22 protein-coding genes are annotated in these 22,884 nt (G+C 66.1%); 11 read left to right on the plus strand and 11 right to left on the minus strand.

The features are described 5' to 3' along the window. Window positions 1–158: 158 nt before the first annotated feature. The 5 genes from QNO10_RS13530 to QNO10_RS13550 all read left to right on the plus strand — a co-directional run bounded on the left by QNO10_RS13530 (window position 159) and on the right by QNO10_RS13550 (window position 2,987). The gene (locus tag QNO10_RS13530; RefSeq protein ID WP_229946304.1) at window positions 159–1,121 is read left to right on the plus strand and encodes an alpha/beta hydrolase; all 963 of its coding nucleotides are present in this window, start codon (window positions 159–161) and stop codon (window positions 1,119–1,121) included. A gap of 56 nt (window positions 1,122–1,177) precedes the next feature. Beyond that, on the plus strand, window positions 1,178–1,795 hold the full coding sequence (locus QNO10_RS13535; protein ID WP_229946302.1) for a hypothetical protein: 618 nt from the start codon (window positions 1,178–1,180) through the stop codon (window positions 1,793–1,795). A 42-nt stretch (window positions 1,796–1,837) separates the two neighbouring features. After that, complete coding sequence (locus QNO10_RS13540; protein ID WP_229946300.1) at window positions 1,838–2,122, plus strand: hypothetical protein; 285 nt, start codon at window positions 1,838–1,840, stop codon at window positions 2,120–2,122. A 62-nt stretch (window positions 2,123–2,184) separates the two neighbouring features. Then, the gene (locus tag QNO10_RS13545; protein ID WP_229946298.1) at window positions 2,185–2,430 is read left to right on the plus strand and encodes a hypothetical protein; all 246 of its coding nucleotides are present in this window, start codon (window positions 2,185–2,187) and stop codon (window positions 2,428–2,430) included. Then, on the plus strand, window positions 2,430–2,987 hold the full coding sequence (locus tag QNO10_RS13550; protein WP_284162246.1) for a hypothetical protein: 558 nt from the start codon (window positions 2,430–2,432) through the stop codon (window positions 2,985–2,987). Before QNO10_RS13545 ends, QNO10_RS13550 begins: the two co-directional genes overlap by 1 nt. A gap of 25 nt (window positions 2,988–3,012) precedes the next feature. On the opposite strand, the gene QNO10_RS13555 is transcribed toward QNO10_RS13550, so the two are convergent. Both QNO10_RS13555 and QNO10_RS13560 read right to left on the minus strand, forming a co-directional pair. Then, window positions 3,013–3,858: an aldo/keto reductase gene (locus tag QNO10_RS13555; RefSeq protein WP_229946294.1), complete on the minus strand. Its 846-nt coding sequence runs from the start codon at window positions 3,856–3,858 to the stop codon at window positions 3,013–3,015. Between the two features lie 31 nt (window positions 3,859–3,889). Continuing rightward, window positions 3,890–4,291, minus strand: a complete 402-nt coding sequence (locus QNO10_RS13560; RefSeq protein WP_229946291.1) for a (R)-mandelonitrile lyase — start codon at window positions 4,289–4,291, stop codon at window positions 3,890–3,892. Window positions 4,292–4,605: 314 nt separating this feature from the next. Between QNO10_RS13560 and QNO10_RS13565 the strand changes: the two genes are divergently transcribed. After that, window positions 4,606–5,358: a glucose 1-dehydrogenase gene (locus QNO10_RS13565; RefSeq protein ID WP_229946289.1), complete on the plus strand. Its 753-nt coding sequence runs from the start codon at window positions 4,606–4,608 to the stop codon at window positions 5,356–5,358. 80 nt (window positions 5,359–5,438) lie between these two features. Here QNO10_RS13565 and QNO10_RS13570 read toward each other — a convergent pair whose 3' ends face one another. Further along, window positions 5,439–6,581: a serine hydrolase domain-containing protein gene (locus QNO10_RS13570; RefSeq protein ID WP_229946286.1), complete on the minus strand. Its 1,143-nt coding sequence runs from the start codon at window positions 6,579–6,581 to the stop codon at window positions 5,439–5,441. A gap of 398 nt (window positions 6,582–6,979) precedes the next feature. On the opposite strand from QNO10_RS13570, the gene QNO10_RS13575 reads away from it, so the two are divergent. Further along, a complete protein-coding gene (locus QNO10_RS13575; RefSeq protein WP_229946284.1) occupies window positions 6,980–7,792 on the plus strand; it encodes a GNAT family N-acetyltransferase in 813 nt (270 codons plus the stop codon). A gap of 33 nt (window positions 7,793–7,825) precedes the next feature. Here QNO10_RS13575 and QNO10_RS13580 read toward each other — a convergent pair whose 3' ends face one another. After that, window positions 7,826–8,392, minus strand: a complete 567-nt coding sequence (locus QNO10_RS13580; protein WP_229946282.1) for a GNAT family N-acetyltransferase — start codon at window positions 8,390–8,392, stop codon at window positions 7,826–7,828. 133 nt (window positions 8,393–8,525) lie between these two features. Further along, on the minus strand, window positions 8,526–9,908 hold the full coding sequence (locus QNO10_RS13585; RefSeq protein WP_229946280.1) for a DUF2254 domain-containing protein: 1,383 nt from the start codon (window positions 9,906–9,908) through the stop codon (window positions 8,526–8,528). A 208-nt stretch (window positions 9,909–10,116) separates the two neighbouring features. Between QNO10_RS13585 and QNO10_RS13590 the strand changes: the two genes are divergently transcribed. Both QNO10_RS13590 and QNO10_RS13595 read left to right on the plus strand, forming a co-directional pair. Further along, on the plus strand, window positions 10,117–12,042 hold the full coding sequence (locus tag QNO10_RS13590) for an MDR family MFS transporter (protein ID WP_229946279.1): 1,926 nt from the start codon (window positions 10,117–10,119) through the stop codon (window positions 12,040–12,042). 2 nt (window positions 12,043–12,044) lie between these two features. Further along, entirely contained in the window at window positions 12,045–12,509 is a 465-nt protein-coding gene (locus QNO10_RS13595) for a MarR family winged helix-turn-helix transcriptional regulator (protein ID WP_229946277.1), read from the plus strand. Here QNO10_RS13595 and QNO10_RS13600 read toward each other — a convergent pair. From QNO10_RS13600 to QNO10_RS13610, 3 genes are all read right to left on the minus strand, one after another. After that, window positions 12,493–14,115, minus strand: coding sequence for an ATP-binding protein (locus QNO10_RS13600; RefSeq protein ID WP_229946275.1), 1,623 nt, complete (start codon window positions 14,113–14,115; stop codon window positions 12,493–12,495). The two genes, QNO10_RS13595 and QNO10_RS13600, sit on opposite strands and share 17 nt — an antisense overlap. Then, window positions 14,108–14,923: an alpha/beta fold hydrolase gene (locus tag QNO10_RS13605; protein WP_229946273.1), complete on the minus strand. Its 816-nt coding sequence runs from the start codon at window positions 14,921–14,923 to the stop codon at window positions 14,108–14,110. Before QNO10_RS13605 ends, QNO10_RS13600 begins: the two co-directional genes overlap by 8 nt. A 543-nt stretch (window positions 14,924–15,466) precedes the next feature. Then, window positions 15,467–15,964, minus strand: a complete 498-nt coding sequence (locus QNO10_RS13610; protein ID WP_229946272.1) for a MarR family winged helix-turn-helix transcriptional regulator — start codon at window positions 15,962–15,964, stop codon at window positions 15,467–15,469. A 95-nt stretch (window positions 15,965–16,059) separates the two neighbouring features. Here QNO10_RS13610 and QNO10_RS13615 point away from each other — a divergent pair, with 95 nt between their 5' ends. Beyond that, on the plus strand, window positions 16,060–17,922 hold the full coding sequence (locus QNO10_RS13615; RefSeq protein WP_229946270.1) for an ABC transporter ATP-binding protein: 1,863 nt from the start codon (window positions 16,060–16,062) through the stop codon (window positions 17,920–17,922). Window positions 17,923–17,944: 22 nt separating this feature from the next. Here the strand turns inward: QNO10_RS13615 and QNO10_RS13620 are convergent, their stop codons facing one another. Next, window positions 17,945–18,322 carry a VOC family protein gene (locus QNO10_RS13620; RefSeq protein WP_229946267.1) on the minus strand — a complete coding sequence of 126 codons (378 nt, stop codon included), beginning with the start codon at window positions 18,320–18,322 and terminating at the stop codon, window positions 17,945–17,947. 120 nt (window positions 18,323–18,442) lie between these two features. Beyond that, window positions 18,443–18,898, minus strand: a complete 456-nt coding sequence (locus QNO10_RS13625; protein ID WP_229946265.1) for a MarR family winged helix-turn-helix transcriptional regulator — start codon at window positions 18,896–18,898, stop codon at window positions 18,443–18,445. 92 nt (window positions 18,899–18,990) lie between these two features. Here QNO10_RS13625 and QNO10_RS13630 point away from each other — a divergent pair, with 92 nt between their 5' ends. Further along, complete coding sequence (locus QNO10_RS13630; RefSeq protein WP_229946263.1) at window positions 18,991–20,235, plus strand: multidrug effflux MFS transporter; 1,245 nt, start codon at window positions 18,991–18,993, stop codon at window positions 20,233–20,235. A gap of 104 nt (window positions 20,236–20,339) precedes the next feature. Here the strand turns inward: QNO10_RS13630 and QNO10_RS13635 are convergent, their stop codons facing one another. Then, a complete protein-coding gene (locus QNO10_RS13635; protein ID WP_229946260.1) occupies window positions 20,340–22,859 on the minus strand; it encodes an MMPL family transporter in 2,520 nt (839 codons plus the stop codon). Between the last annotated feature and the right edge of the window lie 25 nt (window positions 22,860–22,884).

Below are 22,884 nucleotides of genomic sequence, written 5' to 3' on the forward strand. Positions count from 1 at the left end.
CTGCGGACCGTCCGCCGTACCGTCCGATTCTGCCCGGCCACCCCGCGCGGAGCAACGGTCTGCCGGAACGACGGCGGGGCGCGCCTGCCCGCGTCGGGTGGGGCAGGCTGTGGAGGACTATATTCAGGCCTAGCGGACCGGATGAAAGAAGGCACACCATGGCAAAGCTTGATCTTCGCGTGCGGCTGGTAGGGAAAGTGCTGGCCCGGACCTCCGTGGCGCGCAAGAGCGAGGAACAGATCCTCGCGGACCAGCAGCGCACCATCAAGCACAACCCGGTGTTGGATTGGGTGCTGGGCGGGCTCGCCAAGGGAGTGACAACCCTGGATGACACCGCTGCCGGAGCGGAAGGCAGAATCCCGATCCGGGTCTACCGGCCGGCCGACGCCGCCGGAACGTTGCCGCTGGTGGTCCTGATCCACGGCGGCGGCTGGACCGTCGGCAATTTGGACATCTATGACTCGCTGGCCAGCACCATCGCGCGGGACGCTCACGCCGTCGTCGTGTCCCTGGAATACCGGCTGGCGCCCACGCATCCCTGGCCCGCCGCCGCTGAGGACTGCTATGCCGCGCTGCTCGAGGTGGCCGACCGCGCCGCGGAATGGGAGGCCGACGCCGGCCGGCTCGCCGTCGTGGGCGACAGCGCCGGCGGGAACCTGGCAGCGGTGCTAACCCTGATGACCCGGGACCGGTCGGGCCCCGCCATTTCCTTCCAGGGGCTGATTTATCCGGCCACCGACATGACCCTGGGCAGCGCATCGATCGGCGAGAATGCCCATGCGCCCATCCTCACCGAGGAGGACATCCACCGCTACGGCAGCCTCTACGTTCCGGATCCGGAGGACCGGCGTAACCCCTATGCCTCGCCGCTGCTGGCGCTGGACCACTCCGGGCTCCCGCCGGCGCTGATCCAGGTGGCCGAGCATGATCCGATCCGCGACGACGGCCTGCGGTACGCCGATGCCCTCCGCGCGGCAGGCGTGCCGGTCCGGGTCACCACCTATGTCGGGATGCCGCACGGCTATCTGGCGTTCCCCCGGCTCTGCCGCAGCGCTCCCCAGGCGCTGGCCGAACTCACCGCGGAACTGCGGCGGCAGCTGGTCCCTGCGGGCGTGAGGTAACTTCCGCAGGCGCCCCTGCCGGATTCGCCTTGAGGACGGCGGGGTAACCTCACTGCATGGGGACCTCTGCCGCAAGATTGAAACCACTGCTTCTACCCGCCGCCGTCGCCGCCCTCTGGCTGCTGTCCGGGTTGGGATACACGGTACTGGTGAATGACGGCCGGCTACCGGCCGCCTTCACCGCTTTGGTATTCCCGGACACGCTGCCGATCCGCGCCCAGGTGCTGCTGGACAATCCGGGACGGGTGCTGGTCGCCGGGCTTACCTCACTGGCCATAGCGGCCGCTGCGCTGGCGCTCATGCCGACACCGGAAAGGGCCGGCGCCACGCCGCGTCACACCAGGTTCCTGGCAGCATGGATGGCCGTCGCCCTGGCGGCCGTGGCGGGGTCCGCGGCACTGGGCACGGCACTGGTGCTGGCCGATTGGCCGACTGGGCACGAGGCCTGGGTTTTCAATACGGTCACTCCGGTTCTGCTCACCGGGGCGTACTGGGGCATCTCGTGGGGATGGCTCCCCGCCCTTGTGTCGCTGGTCTCCCGCGCTGACGACGTTGCCATGCCGCCGGAGCGCAGCGAGGCCCCGCGGCGCGGGTGGACCCTGGGCGCATTCGTTCTGTTCTCGGCAGCCGTTCTGGTGGCACTGCCCCTCACCGCCCGGACGCCCGGCGGCTAGGCGTTTCCGGCTGCCATGATCCGGGCCCTTGATTGTGCGGACATGATCGACCCGACCGACAGCCAGGACATCACCGCCACAGCGGACAGCGCCGATCCGATGGACAGCACTGAGCCGAAGGACCCGATCGAGCCGATGGAGCACGCGGATCCCACGCTGCCGATCGACAGCACCGAATTCTTCGATCCAATGGACAGCACCGACCCCGTTGACCACAACGACAGCCTTGAAGGTTCCATGTCCGCTCCCCTATCTTTTGCAGGTGCGCCGCTGATGGTGCATCTGTCCCTGCACGGTAGCCGCCGCGAACCCGGAACACGCGAGTAGCCGAAGGCAGAAAGTGTCAATAAATGCTTGACGTCTCGTTCATGTCAAGCTTTACTTGACACATGAGAACTTTCCGCGTCTTCATCGCCGTTTACGCCACCGTGATGTTTCTGGGCGGAGTGGCGCTGTTGGCCGCCTGGCTGCTGCTCGATCTGCACGGGTTCCCCAAGGGGCTCTGCCAGGGCGGCGGCTTCACCCTGATCGTGGGCAGCGTGTACCTTGCGGTCACCTTTGTCTGGCGCGGGAACACCGACAGCAGGGGCACCGAGTACTGGCTGCCCAGCCGGGACCGGACGGATAAGCAATGATGGCCCGGAACGGAACCCAGCCCGGCCAGCCCGGCCCAGACCTGCAGGAGCAGATCGGGTCACTGATCCTCGGCGACTACGACGACGCCGGGACCCTCACCGAGGCGGACCACCTCGCCCTGGTGGCCCGGACGGGCGCCGCCGAGCAGGCCAGCCAGCAGCTGCAGCACCGGGCCGTCGCGGCGGCACGGAGCGCGGGAATCAGCTGGGCCGCGCTGGGCCGCGAGCTGGGGATGACTCGGCAGGCGGTGCAGCAGCGTTTCGGCGCGCGGCCGGAGGAGCCGGCCACCGGTTCCCGCGAGCGCTGGCTCGGCCCGGTCACGGCCTTCGACGAAATGCCCGAGCTGGAACTGGCCGGGCGGCTGGGCTGGCGCACCATCGGCGTCGACATGCTCCGGCACCGCATGCTGCAGACCGACACCCAGTGGGAACACCGCCGCGTGCTGTGGACCCGGCCTGCACACCACTACGAAACGGATGGCTGGCAGGTGGGCAGCCGGTCCTTCCCCTGGCTGTACCTGGTGCGGGACCTGCACCGAACCCCCGAAACAACCTAGGTCCGCCGCCCCCTACTCCGCCCGCCTAGTCCAGCGTGACCCCGCCCAACCGGGCGACGGCGGCCGGGTCCCGGTGGTCGAAGAACAAGGACTTTCCGGTATCGAGGTCGGCGATGGAGGCCATTTCCTGCGGGCTGAGCTCGAAGTCGAACACGTCGAAGTTCTCCGCCATCCGCTCCGGCCGAACGGACTTCGGGATCACCACCACCCCGCGCTGGATCAGCCAGCGAAGCACCACCTGGGCAATGGACTTGCCGTGCACGTTCCCGATGTCCGACAGTGTTGGATCCGAGAAGAGGTTGTGCTTCCCTTCGGCGAACGGCGCCCAGGACTCGTGCCGGACGCCGCGTTCGGTCATCAGCTGGTTCTCCACCGCCCGCTGGTAGAACGGGTTGGTTTCGATCTGGTTCACCGCGGGAACCACGTCGTTGTGCAGGATCAGGTCCAGCAGCCGGTCCGGCATGAAGTTCGAGACCCCGATGGCCCGGGCGGCGCCGTCGTTGTAGAGCTGTTCCATTACCCGCCACTCGCCGTAGACATCGCCGAAGGGCTGATGGATCAGGTACAGGTCCACGTAGTCCATGCCCAGGTTCTGCAGCGAGGTCTCAAACGCCCGGCTGGTGGTGGCTTCGCCGTTGTCCTGGATCCAGAGTTTGGTGGTGATAAACAGGTCGCTGCGGGCAATACCGCTCGCCTGCACTGCACGGCCCACGGCGGCTTCGTTCTGGTAGGCCGCGGCGGTGTCCAGCGAGCGGTACCCGGCGGCCAGGGCGTTGGTGACGGCTTCCTCGGTCTGGTCCGGCGGAACCTGGTACACGCCGAAGCCAAGGATCGGCATTTCGACGCCGGTGTTCAGGGTGACGTGCTCCATCGGTTTTCCTCTCGCAGGTGTCTTTCGTGACTCACGCCCCGTATTCCTGGTCGGTGACCAGATCACCCCAGTCGGATTCCGGGGTGTCGTCGGGCGGCGCCTCCCACATGGCCAGGTGGGTCATGAGGTTGTCCGGGGCGGCGCCGTGCCAGTGCCACTCCCCCGGCGGGGTGTACACGGTGTCGCCGGGCCGCATCGTCAGGATCTCCCCGCCGCGGGCCTGGACCAGGCCGTAGCCTTCGGTGACGTGCAGGGTCTGCCCGACGGCGTGGACGTGCCAGGCGGTACGGGCGCCGGGGGCAAAGTGGACAGCATTGACCCGCATCCGGGACGGTGTGGGATGCGGTGCGGCAATGACTTCGAACCAGACATCGCCGGTGAACATATCTGCCGGCCCCTTGATACTGGGACTGCGCGGTTCCAGTTGCATCATGGCTCCCTGAGGGCTTACAGGTTCGGCACGGACCCGCGTCGATACCGGGGTCGGCGGACGTTCGGTGCCGTCGGCCTTTTCGAGACTACAAGCGGAAAACGCCGACGGGGAGGGTCTGCGCCGATTCCACCCGGCCGCGCCCCGCATCCGGAACGGCGCCCCGCTCATGGCCCCACGGATATGACACTGCCCACAACGGGGCCCCTACCGCGGATTCTGCCGGATTCCGCCACCGTACGATCGAAAATGGGCCCCGCCCCACCCAGCGGGAACGGGCCGGGAAACCCGGCCATCTACAACAGGAGAATGTAAACGTGAGCGAACGACTCAAAGACAAAGTAGCCCTTATTACCGGAGCTGCCAGTGGAATGGGCGCATCGCATGCGCGGGCCTTCGTACGCGAAGGCGCCAAGGTCATGATCGCGGACATCAACGACGACGCCGGTGCCGCGCTGGCTGAGGAGCTGGGCGACGCCGCCCGCTACGTACACCTGAACGTCACCAGCGCCGAGGACTGGGCCGCCGCCGTGGCGGCCACCCTGGAAACCTTCGGTTCCCTGAATGTCCTGGTGAACAATGCCGGCATCCTCGACGGCGGCCCGCTCGGCCAGTACCCGGCGGAGCGCTGGCAGCGGGCACTGGATATCAACCTGACCGGTCCCTTCCTGGGCATGACGGCTGCAGTGGACGCACTGAAGGCCTCCGCGCCGTCGTCCGTCATTAACATTTCCTCCACCGCCGGGCTCGAAGGCATCGCCGGAATGCACGGCTACACGGCGTCGAAGTTCGGCCTGCGCGGGCTGACGAAGTCCACCGCACTGGAGCTCGCGGCGTCCCACGTCCGGGTCAACTCGGTGCACCCCGGGTCCATCCAGACCCCGATGACCGCCGTGATGGGCCGGCAGAAGCCGATCGACTTCACCGAAACCACCCTCACCCGGCCGGCTGCACCAGAAGAGGTCACCAGTGTTGTCCTGTTCCTGGCGAGCGACGAGTCCAGCTTCTCCACCGGCGCCGAGTTCGTCGTCGACGGCGGCATCACCGCCGGGAAGATCTACAACGTCTAAGACGGCGCAGTCCGGGGGCGGGGAAGGCTGCCGGAGCGCGGGTAATCCACCCCGCGCTCCGGCGAGCATCCCGGGAATCCCTATCGCTGATTCGCCTGGCCGCTACCCCGCAGCTCTCCGAACGGCTTCCAAAAGAAGTCGAAGTGGCCCTGCGGGCTGCTCATAAACCGCTGGGTGAACACGACGCCGATATCCCCGTTCGGGTAAACGGCGGCACTGGTCCCGGACCCGCCGGCCCAGCCCCACATACCCGGCTCGGACCATACGGCGCCGAGGCCTGTCTGCACGGCGGTCATAAAGCCCCAGGACTCGTCGGGTCCGGCTACTTCGGCCACGCCGGCCTGCTGCAGGGAGGTCAGCTGGTCCACGGTCATCTGGTGCCGCAGTTCAGCCGGCAGCACGTTGTCATCGGCCAGTCCGGCGAGGAACTGGACGAAGTCCGGCACGGTGGACACCATGCCGCCGGCCAGGGACGCGAACTTCGGCGGACCTGCCAGTGCGTCCCGGTAGGACTCCGCCTCGAAGAGCCCGCCGTCGTCGTTGGCGGCATACACTCCGGGGAAATGCTCTTCGCCGGTCGGAAACCCGGTCCCGGTCAGCCCAAACGGTTCGCTGATCCGTTCCTGCACCAACTGACCCAGGGGCGTGAGGGCGGCGGCGGCGAGCAGCACCGAGAGCACGTCCGCGCTCGAGTGGTACATCCAGCGCTCCCCGGGCTGGTAGGCCAGCGGGAGGCTGCCGAGCCGGGCCAGATACTCCTCGGGTGTCATGTCCGGTGGATTGGGACCCCAGAGGAAATCCTGCGTCGCCGCCACATACGGGGTCGGGTCAAAGTCGACACCCAGTCCCGCGGTGAAGGTCAGCAGGTGGCGCACCGTGAGGGGGCCGCGGGAAGGTACCGTCAGGGTCAGCGGGGCATCCGGAGTCACCAGCACGCGGGGGTTCGCGAGGGCAGGGAGCCAGCGGGCAACCTCGTCGTCCAGGCTCAGCGTGCCGTCGGCTACGAGGCTGAGGGCCAGGGCGCCGCCAAACAGCTTGCTCAGCGAGGAGATCCGGAACGGGGTGTCCTCGGCCATCGGCCCGGACTGCTCCAGGTCCAGGGAACCGACGGCGAACACTTCGGTCCGCCCGTTGATCCGCACACCGGCCACTAGCCCCGGGCACCAACCGGATTGAACGGTCTCGGTCAGCCTGTCCCAAAGGGGTGCGGCAATGCCTGGCATGGCTCTACTGTCCGCTTGCCCCGGGGAGGGAGTCAACGGGTTAAAGCCACGGGGCAGGAACGAGGGGAATGATTCAGCTGAGCAGACCACCACGATGGATTAGGTCCATCTCCGATGTTCCTGCCTATGATCAACGAATGTTTACCGCAGAGTCACTAATCTCAGACGTCTTCGTTGGCCTATTAGGCGCTGTCGTTATTGGGCTCGGATCCCTGGCACTCCGATTGATACGGGACTTTGTCATAAACCGGAAGCATCCCATAGCCGGCGAATATGCATCGACGTTTGAGGATTACGTAGATGGGCAGCGGATTGTCACCAAGGCGACAGCACGGCTCTCCCAACGGGGACGCAGGATATACGGACCAACCACCATGGCCGCGGGGGGACGTACGTGGATGCTCGAAGGCCGCCTGACCAAGAACGGCCGGGTTTACGGAAACTACGAATCGCAGGATCTCCATGACGATGGCTCCGGTGGTTTTTTCCTTGAGACGAAACCGGGCAAGAGGCTGGAAGGATTCTGGGCCGGTTATGACAGTGCAAATAACAGTGTCACCGCAGGGAAATACAAGTTTTGGCCCCTCGAGAAAATTCCCGCCGCTGCCTTGGGGCCCAACGAGTTGGACCAAGCGCTTTCAGTATTGGGCAGCGAGCTCGGCTATAAGTACGTCAGCCGCGAAGAATTGGCTTCCTATTCGCAGGATACGGACAAAATTGCCCTCATCTCGAAGGACGCCCAAGGTGTTATAGGAGCGGTAACGGGCAGGATTTTCGAAACCGTGGACGCCTTCTTAGCGTCGCTTCCACAGGACATGACCAATCCGCTTCGTGAGTGCCTTCCCGGCCTGGACTTCAACAAAATCGGCTTTATCAAATCAGTTGCGGTGGACAGGAGTATGCAGGGCCGCGGTATCGCCAGCGGGCTCGTGGATGCGGCAACCAGCAAACTCTGGTCCCTCGGTGCCACGCTGATCGTTTCCATCGGCTGGACTGACGAGGAAGGCTGCCACATTCAGGGAGTGTTCGACGCCGCGCACTTCAGTACCAAGGGAGATATCCCGGATTTTTGGCTCCAGGATTCCCTGGACAAGGGCTATTCCTGTCCAACGTGCGGCACTCCTTGCCGGTGCGTAGCAAGAATCTTCTCCAAACACCGTCGGGACTCAGCTGCTGTTGCAGAGACCGAGCCCACCAATATGTCAGCCTAGTACCCTTCGAAACGTGGATCCGCAGTCGGCGGGCTACGCCTTGCGTTCCCGCAGCGCCGAATAAATCAGCAGGTCCCGGCGCTGCCCGGAAATTTCCATGTAGCTACGCAGCAGACCCTCCCGCTCGAAGCCCGCGAGTTCGGCCGTGCGGGTCGAGGCGGTATTCCACGGTTCGATGTGCAGCTCCACCCGGTGCAGTTCCGGAAGAGTCCAGGCGAACTCCAGCGCGGCCAGCAGCGCGGACGCAGCGAACCGGTGGCCGCGGGCCGACGGCGTAATCCCGTACCCGGCCTGGGCGCGGCCCTTCTCCAACTCCCGGATCCACAGTCCCAGCTGGCCCACGCAACGGTCGGTGCCGGCGTCGGCCACCGCAAAGGAAAACCCGGCGCCCTCCCGGTACCGGTTCCGCTGCCGTTCCACCCACTCCATAGCCTGCTCGGGGCTCGCGTTCCCGGGAAGACTGCCGATGGCGGGGAAATACTCGTCCCGGGACATCTCGATGACCGTTGCCACATCCTCATCCCGGAAGGCTCGGAGCCGCACGTTTCCGTGCTGCGGATCGGTGGACGGCCAGGCTGGCATGCCGGTGCTGGTTTCCATGGCCACAGCCTGCCACAGCCGCACGCCCGGCGGCACGAGGAGCGGCTGCTGCGGCGGGTTTGCTGCGGCTAGTCCAACACGGCGGTGGTGCGGCGTTTGACGAGAGCCTGTAGTTTTTAGCCCCTGAACACCGTTAAACCGACCGGGTCTCCCCCGCCCGGTCCGTGAAGGCGGACCGCAGGTCCCCGGCCAGCGCTTCCTCGACCCGGCGGGCCATGTCCCGGACCTCCTGCTCATCGGCGACGGCCAGATCCCGGGAGGTGCTCCCCAATACCAGCGAGGACTGCCGGCGGATCTCCTCACGCTGGTCGTCGTTGACGGCGTTGGCAGCGCAGTCACGCAGCAGCCGCAGGATTGCGGACAGCACAATCGGCTCGGAGTGGGCATAGCGGCGCACCGGCCCGCAGACCAGGTCCATGAAGTACCGGTAGTCCCGGCCGACGGTCACCAGACGCAGCACGCCGTCGACGTCGGTTTCCCCCTCCGGTCCGAGCCGGCGGCGGGAGAGATCCACCAGCAGGTCCGCGCAGTAGCCCAGCGCGTGCGCTGCGGTTATCGGGTCATTGATGCTCGGTGACAGGGCCTTGACCGTGATGTCGGTCAACTGGCGCAGGCCCAGCGCCGCGTCCTGCTCCGGCGTCCGCTCGTAACCGATCTCCAGGGCAGCAGCCAGAGCCTCGCGCACCGCCTCCTCCGGAACCGGTCCGCCGTCGTCGCTCCACGCCCGGGCCACAGGTGTCCCAACGGTGACATGGTCCCCGGGCTGCACCTCGATCCGCATGGTCAGCCCGTACTCGTGCAGCATCTGCACCAGCGGTTTCGCCTGCACCGCCTGGATGATGCCGCTGCGGCGTACCGGGACGGGAGTGCCGCCGTCGGGCTCCGGGAAGTCCTGCACCTCGCCGCTCCCGGACTCCGGATAGGTTTCACGCAGCACGGCCAGGCAGCCCTGGTGCGCATTGAGCATCATGGTGTCCACGCGCAGGGACCGGGTGATGTGCCCGATAAACAGCAGCAGCACCACACCGCAGGCGATCCCGAGGATGTAGACGAGCCCCACCACCAGCACGGGGACGGGCCGGTCAGCATCCATGCCGTGCAGGCCGGTAATGGAGACCATGAAGGTGCCCATCAGCACGCCCAGGATCGTCTGCGTGCGGGCATCGCGGGCGAACTCGCGCAGCAGCCGGGGCGAAAACTGCTGCGAGGCCAGCTGCAGGGCCACCACGGTCAGCGAGAAGGTCACGGTGGCGGCGGTCATCACGCTGGTGGCCACCGTCTGCAGCAGGCTGCTTGCCGTATCGACGCCGGTGGGCCAGATCCAGCGAGCCCAGGCGGCGTCGGCTTCCGGGCGGACCTGCAGCAGCACGAGGGTCAGCAGCACCGCGGCGAGGGAAGCGCAGGTGGGCCAGAACCAGAGGGACGTCCGCAGCGCGTCCCGTGATAGGTGGAACCGTGGCTCCGGACCCGGGTGGCGCGGCGGGAAGGTGGACGGACCATGCGTGGTGTTGCTCAACGGCGCCCCTTGGAAGGTGGAATCTCGGCCACTTTCATTGTGCCCGGTTCTCCCTTGTGCGGCCCAAAATCGGTGCGGAGTGACGACGCCGTCACGTACCCCCATGAGATCGCTCACGGACAGGCACATATCGGCAGGGCAGGGGAAAACCCGGACGTACCGTTGATTTAAATCAACCTTTGACCTTCGTCAGCTTTTTGGAGTGCGCATGTCCATTTCCCCTGCCCCGCAGGGCGCTGCCCCCACCACCCGCGCCGAGGCCAGGGCAGAAGCAAAGCGCAAGCACCGCGCCATCCTGCAGGCCCTGACCGGCCTGCTGCTGGGCATGTTCGTCTCGATGCTGGCCAACACCGTGGTGAGCACCTCGCTGCCGGTCATCATTTCGGACCTCGACGGCGACCAGGCCGCCTTCACCTGGGTGGTCACCGCCACCCTGCTGGCCACGGCGGTCTCCACCCCGGTCTGGGGCAAGCTTGCGGATCTGCTCAACCGCAAGGTCCTGGTCCAGCTGGCCTTGATCATCTTCATCGTCGCCAGTGCGGCCGCAGGTTTCGCCCACAACACCGACTGGCTGATCGCCATGCGCGTGATCCAGGGCATCGGCGCCGGCGGCCTCGGTGCGCTGACCCAGATTGTTATGGCGGACATCGTTTCCCCGCGGGAACGCGGCCGCTACATGGGCCTGTTCGGTGCCGTCATGGCCCTGTCCACCGTCGGCGGACCGCTGATCGGCGGCGTCATCACGGATACCGTCAACTGGCGGTGGAACTTCTACGTGGCGGTGCCGCTCGCCGTCGTCGCGCTGGTGATAATCCAGAAGACCCTGCACCTGCCGCCGCTGAAGAAGCGGAAGGTGCAGATCGACTACGCCGGCATCATCCTGCTCTCGGCCTCCGTGTCGTGCCTGCTCATCTGGGTGTCCCTGGTGGGCACCGACTTCGGCTGGGCCAGTGCCGCCACCGCGTGGATGGTGGGCGGTTCGCTGCTGGGCCTGGCCGCGTTTGTTGCCGTGGAGCTGAAGGCGTCGGAACCGCTGATCCCGCTGAGCCTGTTCCGCAACCGGACCTTCACCTTCTCGGTGATCGGATCCCTCGCCGTCGGCGTCGCCATGTTCGGCACTACGGTGTTCCTGTCCCAGTACATGCAGCTGGCCCGCGGCGCCTCCGCGACCATGTCAGGGCTGATGACCATCCCGATGATGGCAGGACTGCTGATCATCTCCACGCTCGTGGGCCGGATGATCACCAAAACCGGCAAGTGGAAGGCCTACGTGGTGGTCGGATCGGTGCTGCTCACCGCAGGCCTGGTCCTGATGGGCACCATTGAATACGACACCAATTTCTGGCTGGTCTCGCTGTACATGTTCCTGCTCGGTGCCGGCGTGGGCATGGTGATGCAGAACCTGGTGCTCGTGGTGCAGAACGACGTTTCCACCCGGGACCTCGGCGTCGCCAGTTCCAGCATCAACTTCTTCCGCACGATCGGCGGCACCGTGGGCGTGTCCGCGCTCGGCGCGGTGCTGGCCACCCAGGTCACCGACCGGCTGGCGCAGAAGCAGGGCGAGCTGATGTCCGCCATCACTGCGCTCGGTGAAGAGGGCAAGGAAGTCGCCGCATCACTGGCCTCCGGCAGCATCCCGGATGTGAACGCCCTGCCCGAATCCGTGCGTTTCATTGTCGAATCCGTCTATGGCTCCTCCGTGGCGCACATCTTCATGATCGCTGCACCGCTGGGGCTCCTGACGCTGCTGGCCGTGCTGTTCCTGCCGAACCTGCCGCTGGGCAGCATGACCCGGCACGAGAAGATGCAGGCCGAAGAATCTGCCGCGGCGTCCGGCAAAGCGTCCGCGACAACTTCCGCTACGACCTCTGAGACCGTAGCGGCCGTGTCCGAAGGTGCCGCCGGCCATACCCCGGAGTCGCCCGCAAAGGGCGCGCCGGCAAAGGATGCGTCATCCGGAAAGGGCTCGCCCGCCGTAAAGAACGCAGCCGCGAAGCGCGCGCCCGCAGGAAAGGGCGCGCCGGCTGCAAAGGGTGCGCCGACTGCAAAGGGTGCACCCTCCGGAAAGGGCGCACCCGCAGGAAAGGGTTCGTCATCGGGAAAGGGAAAGTCATCCGGAAAGGGTAAGAACTAGCCGTGACGGCGCCGGTAGCGGGGGACGCTGGCGATGGGACCTTCGAGTCCTCTGTGCTGGAGGTGGAACGCGAGTTCTCGGTGACACTTGCGGCAGCCCGCCGGATCTTCAAGGATTGCGCCACAGCCGTCCATCCGGCCCTGCAGCCCTTGGGGTTCTCGGTGCTGATGACCCTGTACCGCACCGGGGAGTGCCAGCAGGGCGCCGTGGCCGAAGCACTTCAGGTGGACAAGGCCCTGCTGAGCCGGACAGTTACCCAGCTGGAAACCCTGGGCCTTGCGGCCCGGCGGGCGGACCCCTCCGACGGACGGGCCCAGCTGCTCGACCTGACGCCTGAGGGCCGGGTCCGCTTCGAAGGTGTACACAGTGCGAAGCGGTCCCGGCTGCGGGAGCAGCTGGGAAGCTGGACTCCCGCCGAGCTCAGAAACCTTTCCAAGCTGCTGAACAAGCTCAACGAGCGGGACTGATCCCGCCCGCAGTCTCCACACCGGGCAGGGATACCGTGAACTCGCTTCCCTCCCCCGGGCTGCTGACGAAGCTCAGCTCGCCGCCATGGGCCGCCACGATGTTCCTGGTGATCACCAGTCCCAGGCCGACGCCGGGAATGGCAGAGGCAATGGCGCGGCGGGCGCGGAAGAATTTTGTGAAGACCTTTTCCTGTTCGGCTTCGCTCATCCCGATCCCGGTGTCCGCCACGCAAAGCCGGACCGCCTCCGCGTCCTGCCACAGCCGCACCGTCACCGTCCCACCGCCGGGTGAGTACTTCACCGCATTGGACAGCAGATTATCGACCACCTGGGCCAGGCGCTGCGGATCCACGTCCGCAATCAGCGATTCCGGAATGTCGGTTACCAGCGCAACCCGGCTCGCAGCGGCCTTCGGGGCTGCCGACACCACACCCGCCCGCACAATTTCGGCAAGGTTCATCGGGCGGCGGTCCATTTTCGTGGCGCCCGACGCCACGGACAGCAGATCGGAGACCAGTGCCAGCAAGCGTTCCGAGTTGCGCAGCGCAATCTCGATGGCTGATTTCACCTGCGGAGACAGCCCCTCCTCGTCCAGGGCGAGGTCCAGGTAGCCCATGATGGAGGTCAGCGGAGTCCGCAACTCGTGCGACACGCTGGCTACGAACTCCTCCTGCGCCGCCACGGCACGGACCAGCCGGCTGACGTCGCTGAAGGCAATCACGGATCCGGAGAAGGATCCCTCGCCTTTAATGGGCCGGGCCGAAACGTTAAGGGCCATCTCATGCTCGCCGGCACCGAACCATACCAATTGGTCGGAGAAGGCCTCTCCGGCGGCGGCCCGCCTAGCGGGGTTATCGGCATCGCCGATGGGCGTCACCCGGTCCGGACCGAACATCGTTTGTTCCTTCGCGGTGATGGGAATATCCCCCATGACCCGGCGCCAGCTGGAGAGCAGGTGGGTGTTGGTAAGCAGCGTGTTGCCCTTCGGATCCACCACCAGCAGGCCGACGTCGGCGGCGTCCAGAACCGATTCCAGCAGGGCCTCGCGTTCCCGGCTTTCCAACAGGTTCGCCTGCAGGATGCGGTCCTTTTCCTCCAGGGCCTTCTGCTTTTGTCGGATTTCCTCCTCTGCTGCGGCCCGGGCCGCTTCCGCCGCCTCTGCTTTCCGCAGGGCCGCCACGAGATCCTGCTCGTAGAGCCGGCGTTCGGAGGCGTTAAAAACGGCAATCCGGTCAATCTCGGCACCGTTCCCACCGTCTTCGGAGCGCACACCTGAGAGGAGGACCGGGACACACTCCCCGTCCGCAGACACCAGGTCCGCCGCCATTTCATTGAAGCACCCGGATACTGCGAGCTGCGGCACGGCATAGGAGGAGAAGAGCACTTGGTCCGCCCGCGGCATCAGGTCAAGGATGTTGCCGCCGAGCAGTCCGTCCCTGGAGCGCCCGGTCCAGGAGGCCAGTGTCTGGTTGACATCCAGGATCGTACCGTCGGTGGTGAGGACGAGATATCCGGAGGCCGCAGCATGGAAGTGTTTCTCGTAATCCATGCCCGGGTCGGTGTTTTCAGGGTTCTTGTGCCGGGGGTGGCCGTCAATGCTAGGCACGGGTGCTCGCCTCCAGGTACTCCAGAATGGCCCCTGCAGTTTCCCGGGGAGAACTAAGGTGCGGCATGTTCCCGCGTGCTAACAGGTCCACACGCGTGCTTTGGGAAAGATGGCTGTGCAGGAACAACGACGCCGGTTCCGGGGTCAGCGGGTCGCCCGGGGACTGCAGGATCAGGGCCGGGACAGACACCTGGGGCAGTAGTTGCCGGACGTCCGCGGCGAAAGACATCTCCAGGAAGTCACGCACATACTCCGGACGCAACCGGCACATGTTCTCCGCCAGTTCGCCGCTCACCTCGGAGCCGGGTTCCGCGCCTGCTATTTCCGGCGCCATCGCCCGTGCCCACAGGGGGTAGTTGACTTCCACCATCTGCAGGACAGCCTCGATGTCCTCCGGCTGAAGCCCACCGGAGTACCCCTCGTCGTTCACATAGCAGGGCGAGGCGCAGAGTAGGACAAGACGCGCGATCCTCGGGCTCCGCGTCGCCGCCGCCAGTGCCATCGTGCCGGCGATGCTGTGCCCGACGACCGTAGCGTCGTCCAGCTCCAGCACATCAATGATTTCGATCAGGTCTGCCAGGTAACCCTCGAAGGCAGCATATTTAGCGTCGCCGTAGGCATCCGGATCAGCACCTCCGGTTCCAACATGGTCGAACAACACCACTTTGTAGGTGTCCGTAAAGAACGGCAGAATCCGGTCCCAGATGACTTGGTCACAGCCAAAACCCTGCGCCAAAAGCAGCGCGGGACCGTCCGTACGTCCGAGGACCCGGACATTGTTGCGGTGGATCACTGCGTCCGCATTCATCCTGTACCTTTCGTTGGTCTTGTTCACGCCTCGCTGGCAGCGCAATTGGCTGTGCACCGGGAATCCGGTGCGGAGCAGGCTGGTGGACGGGCCTCTGGCCTGTCAAAGGGGAAGAATCAACGTCCGCCCAACTGGTTTTCAGCGGCAGGAAAGCCGGAGAACCAACATTGTCATCCGGCCATTTGGCCGACACGCTGCCGGGTTCCGGCCCCTGCCCTACAAGGGGCGGGCAGGTTTTTCAGCGGGTGAAGGGGAACTGACTGCGGGCCCTGCTGTGGCCGGAGCGGCACACGGAGCAAAGGACTTACCGGTCGTATTGCGCATGAAATGGAAACCTTATAACGAGACTGTTTCAATCACCGGCGAGTTCGCCGGAGCGGAAGGCGCGAAAAGCGCTGGATTCCTCTTCGAAACCTAACAGAACGACCACCACAGGAGAAAATCAGGTGGCTTAGTTTCGCCGGAATGGACATCCAAACGAAGCCCTCATAAGTCTCGATGCGGAACTGCGTCGATGTGAGCTTCTAAATCGAAGACTCAGCGTTAGCCTTTCAAGCCGTCCCCGCTCCCGCTGAGCTCCCCGAGGATCCGTGCGAGCTCTACCCGGTCGCCCGGTTCCAGGACGGAAAAGAACTCATCTGCCTCACGCTTCCGGTCCGCCAGCACCGTGCCACGCAGCTTTTCCCCCGCGTCGGTCAGCCTCAGCAGAGTAGCCCGACGGTCGGTCGGGTGCGCCCGGCGCTCCATGAGCCCCTTCGCGGTCAATTGATCCACCACCTCGGTGGCTGACCGCGGGGCAATACGCAGCCGCTCCGCCAGTTCCTTCAACCGCAGCCCCGGCTCACCGGCTTCGTGTGCGCCGACGGGCGCATCGGCGGGCCCACCCCCCTCCGGCTCAGCCGCCCGGGCCACCGCATTCATCGCCCGGAACTGATGCGGGGTCAGCTCATACGGTGCGAGCTGGTGCATCCACCGCTTCCGCAGCCTGCGGAACGCCGCGTGCATCAGTTCTCCCAGAGCGGCCGGGTCCGTGTTATCCATGAAGACGAGTCTACCCACATTTGCCGGTAACCACATAATGAGGTAACCTCTGCATTAGCTGCCGCCTCGCACCTCACGGCAGCACAGGAGGAATCATGGCTATTCCCGAAGCGGCCCCTGCGGCCCCCGGAAGCGGTAGAGGATCAGGTGGCGGGCCCGGCCCCGCGAAACTGAATCCCGCCGATCAAAAACAGCTGAACCGGCATCCGGTTTCCCTGCGGCGCATCGCCGCACTCTTCGCCCCGCACAAGGGGACCATCGCCGTCGTCGTACTGCTGATCACCGCCTCCTCGGTGGTCGGACTCGCCCAGCCGTTCCTGGTCCGGGCTGTAATCGATGACGCACTCCCGCACGGCAACACCCGCCTGCTGCTGTTCCTCACCGCATCCATGGTGGGCGTGGCGGCACTGACCGCCGCGATCGGCGTGGTGCAGACCTGGCTGGCCACGAGCATGGGCCAGCGCGTGATGCATACCCTGCGCGTGAAGCTCTTTACCCACCTGCAGGCCCAGTCGCTCGGCTTCTTCACCCGCACCCGCGGCGGGGAGGTGCAGTCCCGGCTCACGCACGATATTTCCGGCATGCAGTCGGTCGTCACCACAACCGCCACAGGCGTAGCCTCCAACCTCACGACCGCGGTTGCGACCGCCGTCGCGATGGTGGCCCTCTCCCCCGGGCTGAGCCTGATCTCGCTCGTGGTGCTGCCGCCCGCGATCTGGCTCTCCCGGCGCGTAGCAATGATCCGCCGCGACGTCACCGATGAACGCCAGCGCGAACTCGCCGCCCTGCACACCCAGGTGGAGGAGGGCCTCTCGGTCTCGGGCGTGCGGCTGGCCAAAACCCTGGGCACCGTACCGCGCGACGCCGACCGGTTCCGCGCGCGCTCGGAGACCCTCGTGGGCCTGGAGCTGCGCAGCCAGCTCGCCGGGCGCTGGCGGATGGCGACCATGCAGATTGTCTTCGCGGCCATTCCGGCCGTCATCTACCTCGCCGCGGGTTTCCCTGCCACCAACGGCGGAATGACCATCGGCACCCTGGTGGCGTTCACCGGGCTGCAAGCGGGCATCTTCCGGCCGGTGATGGGCCTGCTGAACATCGGCGTGCAGTGGGTAACCGCCCTGGCGTTCTTCAGCCGGATCTTCGAATACCTGGATCTTGAGCCACAGATCCGCCCAGCCGCCGCTCCCGTCCGGCTGGATCCGGCCGCGGTCCACGGTGACGTGCGGTTCCAGGACGTGCATTTCACCTACGACGACGGCACAGAAGTCCTGCACGGCATCGACCTGACACTGCCCGCCGGGACCACCACCGCAGTCGTTGGATCCACCGGCTCCGGCAAGAGCACCCTGGCGTCCCTGCTGCCGCGGCTGAACGACACCAGCTCGGGCCGCGTCAGCATCGATGGCGTGGACGTGCGCGATCTGGCCCCCGAGGATCTGGCCCGGATTGTCGGTGTCGTCTCCCAGGAGACCTATCTGATCCACGCTTCCATCCGCGAGAACCTGCTGCTCGCCGATCCGGACGCCAGCGACGACCAGCTATGGTCCGCCCTGGCCGCGGCGCAGATGGCCGACACCGTCGGCGCCCTGCCCGAGGGCATGGACACCCTGGTGGGGGCGCGCGGCCACCGTTTCTCCGGCGGCGAGCAGCAGCGCCTGGCCATTGCCCGCACCATCCTGCGCAATCCGCCGGTCCTGGTCCTGGACGAGGCCACCTCGGCGCTGGACAACACCACCGAGGCGCAGGTGCAGCTGGCCCTGGAGCACCTCTCCGCCGGGCGCACCACGCTGACCATCGCCCACCGGCTCTCAACCGTGGAGAACGCGGACCAGGTGGTGGTGCTCGACGCCGGCCGGGTCATCGAGACGGGGTCACCGGCCGAACTCCGGGCAGCCGACGGTGCGTTTGCCCGGCTTGCCGCGCACACAGCCACGCTGGAGGACAACCTCTCCCGCTAGCCGGAAGCCAGGGCGCCGGGATTCAGTCGTCCTTCCAGCCAACACAGAGGCAGAAGGGGTGGCCTGCCGGATCCAGGAACACGCGGAAGGTCCTCCCCAGCTGGTGCTCGTGTTTGGTTGCCCCCAGCGCGAGGACAGCAGCCTCGGCCTCGTCCAGGTCGTCAACATCCACGTCGATATGCATCTGCTGGGGCATGTCCTGGCCTGGCCAGGCCGGTGGCGCGTAGTTCTCCACCTTCTGGAAGGAGTAGCGCTGACCGGTGACGTCGGAGATTTCGGTCCAGTCGCCGTCGTACCCGTTCAAGTCCACCTTCCAATCCAGGAGGGTGCCGTAGAAGGTGGCGAGTGCCACGGGATCCGGGCAGTCGATAACAGTGATGGGAGCGCGTGCGATAGCCATGGGAGGAAGCCTAGGACCAATTGCGGACAACCACTGTCCGCATGGAAACTTTTTCGCGCCGTGGCGTTTCTGCTGCCGGTTTAAACCGGCAGTAGAAACGCAAAGTGGCAGTAGACGTTCCTAGCCGCGCGCCTGCAGGGCCCGGTTCAGGGCAACTAGCGCCTCCGCTGCCGCCTCCAGCGCCTCCCGCTGCTCATCATCCAGGCGGGCGATTCCGGCGCGGATAGGCCCCGCCCAGGCATGGGCAATAACCTCATTCTGCGCCCGGGCCTCCTCGGTGGGCTCCAGGAGGCTGACCCGCCGGTCCGTGGGGCTGCTTGCCCGGGCCACCAGCCCACGCTCGGTCAGCGTACGGACGGCCGCGCTGGCATTGCTCTGCTTGAGCCCCATCAGCCGGGCCAGCTCGGTGACCGTCAGGCCCGGAGTGTCCAGCACATGCTTGAGCACAGCCAACTCGGTGCTGGGCAGCGGTTCGATCCCGGTGATCTCCGGCGGCTTCCGATGGATGTTCCAGGAAAGATCGCGCAGCAGGTCCGCAATTTCGCGCGGTGCCGCGGGCACGCCGTCGTTGGTCATGCCAACGATCCTAGCGCATATCTTAGAATATATATGTCCACATATGCTATGCTCGCTCGGCACTTATACGGTTTGAGAAGAAGGTTTTTTCCATGACGAGCACCCCGCTCCCAGCACCGCCTGCCCGGCGGCCCAAGGCCGGCATGCTGACCGGCATCCTGGCCCTGCTCACCGCAGCGGCCCCGCTGTCCATCGACATGTACCTGCCGGCTTTCCCCCACATGGCGGAGGACCTGAACACCAGCGCCACCGGCATCCAGCTGACCATGACGGCGTTCCTGGTGGGCCTCGCCATCGGCCAGCTGGTCATCGGCCCGCTCTCGGACGGCATCGGCCGGCGTAAGCCGCTGCTGATCGGCTCCTTCGTGGCCCTGCTGGCCACCCTGCTGTGCGCCGTGGCACCGAACGTCGAAATCCTGACCACCGCCCGCTTCCTGCAGGGCCTCGGCGGCGCCGCCGGCATTGTGCTGGCCCGCGCCATCGTCTCCGACACGTCCCGCGGTGCGGCTGCTGCCAAGCTGCTGGGCGTACTGACCATGATCAGCGTCATTGCCCCCGTGGTCGGCCCGCTGGCCGGCGGTGCCATCATTGCCGCCGGCGGCTGGCGCATGGTGTTCTGGGTCCTCGCGACCCTTGTCCTGCTGATGTTCCTGGGCGCCCTGTTCGGCGTGAAGGAAACCCTGGCCGAGGCCGACCGCAACCGCGGCGGACTCAAGACCACCTTCCGGGTGGCCGGCGAAGTGCTGCGCAACCGCAACTACACCGGCTACCTGCTGACCTTCTGCTTCTCCTTCGCGGGTCTCTTCGCGTACATCGCCGCGTCCCCGTTCGTGATCCAGAACATCCTCGGCATGTCCGAGACCCGGTTCTCGCTGGTGTTTGCCATGAACGCCGTGGCCATCACCATTGTCAGCGCCGTGGCCGCCGCCCTGGCCGGCAAGGCACCGTACCGCCTGATGATTGCCATCGGCCTGGCGGTAGCCGTGCTGGCAGCTGCCGGCATGCTCATCGCGATGTCCAACGGCACTCCGATGGTCCCCACCCTGGTGCTGTTCGCCGTCTTCCAGGGGTCCCTGGGCCTGATCTTCGGCAATGCCACGGCGTTGGCCCTTGAAGAAGCCGGGCACCACGCCGGCACCGGGTCCGCGTTCCTGGGCTCCCTGCAGTTCCTGCTGGCTGCCCTGGTGTCCCCGCTGGTTGGCCTCTGGGGCGAAGAAACCGGCGTGCCGATGGCCGTGGCCATGCTTGGCTTCCTGGTCCTCGCCGCCGCGTCCTTCCTGCTGCTCACGCGCAGGAGCACGTCCGTGGAGGCACCGGCCGAGTCAGCTGCCGTCTAGAAGCACCGGATGCTCCCCGGGATGATTGTCCCGGCAACAAAAAAACGTGCCGCCCTTCCCGAAGGAAGGACGGCACGTTTTTGTGTGGTCAAGACCGGCGGGAGCTAGCTCCGGGCCGGTTCCTCCACCTCGGAGTGCGACTCATCCACATGCGGATGGCGGCGTTCCAGGGAGGCACCCTCGACGTCGACGTCCGGCAGGATCTTGTCCACCCACTTCGGCAGCCACCAGGCCTTGTCGCCTGCCAGGTGCATCAGGGCGGGGATCAGCAGCATCCGCACCACGAACGCATCCACCAGGACACCGAAGGCCAGGGCGAAGCCGATGGGCCGGATCATCGTGCTGTGCGAGAAGATGAAGCCGCCGAACACGGACGCCATGATGATTGCCGCAGCGGCGACCACCGAACGCCCGGCCCGGAAGCCCTGGGCGACGGCGAGGCGTGCCGGCGCGCCGTGGACGAAGGCCTCACGCATGCCCGAGCCCAGGAAGAGCATGTAGTCCATGGCCAGGCCGAAGAGGATGCCCGCCAGGATGGTTGGCAGGAAGCTCAGGATCGGGCCGGGGGTCTCCACCCCGAAGATGCCGGACAGCCAGCCCCACTGGTAGATGGCCACCACGCCGCCGAGGGCGGCGAAGTAGGACAGGATGAAGCCGAGGGTCGCGATGATCGGCACGAAGATCGACCGGAACACCAGGATCAGGATCAGCAGGGACAGTCCCACGACCACACCGAGGTAGAGCGGCAGGGCCTCGCCCAGCTTCTCGGAAATGTCGATGTTGCCGCTGGCGGAGCCGGCCACACCGATCTCATAGTCGCCGTTTTCGCCCTCAACCGGGGACATGCCACGCAGCGAGTTCACGAGGTTCTCGGTGGATTCGCTCGTGGGGCCTTCTTCCGGAATGACCTGGAAGGCAGCCACGCTCCGGTCTTCGGAGGTGCCGATGGGGGCAACTGCCGCCACATCGTCCTGGTCGAAGATCGCGGTGGCAATCTCGTTCTGGGCTACCAGCGCTTCCTCTTCGCTGGGCTCGCCCGGCAGTTCCGCCACCAGCAGCAGCGGGCCGTTCTGCCCTTCGCCGAACTTCTCGGAGACGGCGGCATAGGCCCGGTACTGGGTGGTGTCGTGCGCTTCGGCGGATCCGTCGGGCAGGTTCAGCCGCAGGTCCATTGACGGCACCGCCAGCAGCAGCAGTGCGGCAATGGAGGCCACCACCGTCACCACGGCGCGGATGGAGGACATGGGCTTGGCTTCAGCGAGCTGCGGGCGGCCCTCCTTGGCGGCAGCGCTTTCGGACGGGTGAATTGCGGCCCGTTCCTTGCGGCTGAGGATGCGCATACCGACAAGCTTCAGCAGTGCCGGCGTCAGGGTGACCGCAACCAGCACGGCGATGGCGACACAGGCTGCGCCCACGGTACCCATCAGGCCCAGGAACGGAATTCCCGTGACGTTCAGGGCGAGCAGGGCAATGAACACGGTTGCACCGGCAAACACCACGGCGTTGCCCGAGGTGCCGTTGGCCAGCGCGATGGATTCCTGCAGGGGAAGGCCGGTCTTGAGCTGGCGGCGGTGCCGGTTCACGATGAACAGTGCGTAATCGATGCCCACGGCGAGGCCGAGCATCAGGCCGAGCACCGGGGTTACCGACGCCATCTCGACGACGCCGGAGAACGCCAGCCCACCCAGGGCACCGATGCCGACGCCGATCAGCGCGGTCAGAAGCGGCAGCCCGGCAGCGATCAGGGTGCCCAGCATAACGAACAGGACCACACCGGCGATGACGAGGCCAACCACCTCGCCGATGCCGAAGAGCGCCGGAGCAGCGGCCGAAATTTCAGCGGAGTAATCCACCTTGACCCCGTCGACGGGCTCGTCCTCAAAGAGGGCCACCACTGCATCCTTGGTTTCCTGCGTGATCTCCATCTGCGACTCACTGAAGGTCACGTTCAGGATGGCGGCGCTTCGATCCTCGGAAACAGTGCGGATTTCCTCGGCCATATCCAGCAGGGCTGCGCCCTGCTCGGCCTGCACGGCGCCGGCTTCCAGCTCTTCACTGCCTGCGTCCAGCTCCGCCCGCTTGGCATCCAGCTCGGTCTGCTGAGCATCCAGCTGGGCCATCATTTCAGCGGGTGCACCCGCCGCTTCTGCCTGCTGCCGTGCGGCGTCGAGCTGGCTCTGACCTGCCTCCAGCTGCGCGCGGCCGTCCTCAATCTGGGCGCGGCCTGACTCAACCTGCGCCAGGCCCGCCTGCAGCTCCTGTGCCTGGGCCTCCCGGTCGGCCTCGGTGGCGAACGGGTCGATGACGTTTTCCACACCGTCGATGTCGGAGGCCTTGCCGACCAGCTCGGTGATTTCCTGCTGCTGCTCACCGGTGAAGCTGGATCCGTCCTCAGTCTGGATCATCACTGACCCGGATCCGCCCGACGCCTGCGGGAGCTTCTCCTGCAGGCGCTCTGTGACCTTGGTGGTGGGCGTGTCGGGAATGGAGAACGCGGTGGTGAGGGTGCCGCCGAAGAGCGTGTAGGCAACACCGGCCACCACGAGCACTGCGAACCACGCCGCCAGCACGGAACGCGCACGGCGTGCGGCCGCCGATCCGAGGCGGTAGAGGAATTCAGCCATTGAGAGTCTGTCCTTTAGAGGGATG

It is taken from the genome of Arthrobacter sp. zg-Y919 (assembly GCF_030142045.1).
Lineage (GTDB): Bacteria > Actinomycetota > Actinomycetes > Actinomycetales > Micrococcaceae > Arthrobacter_B.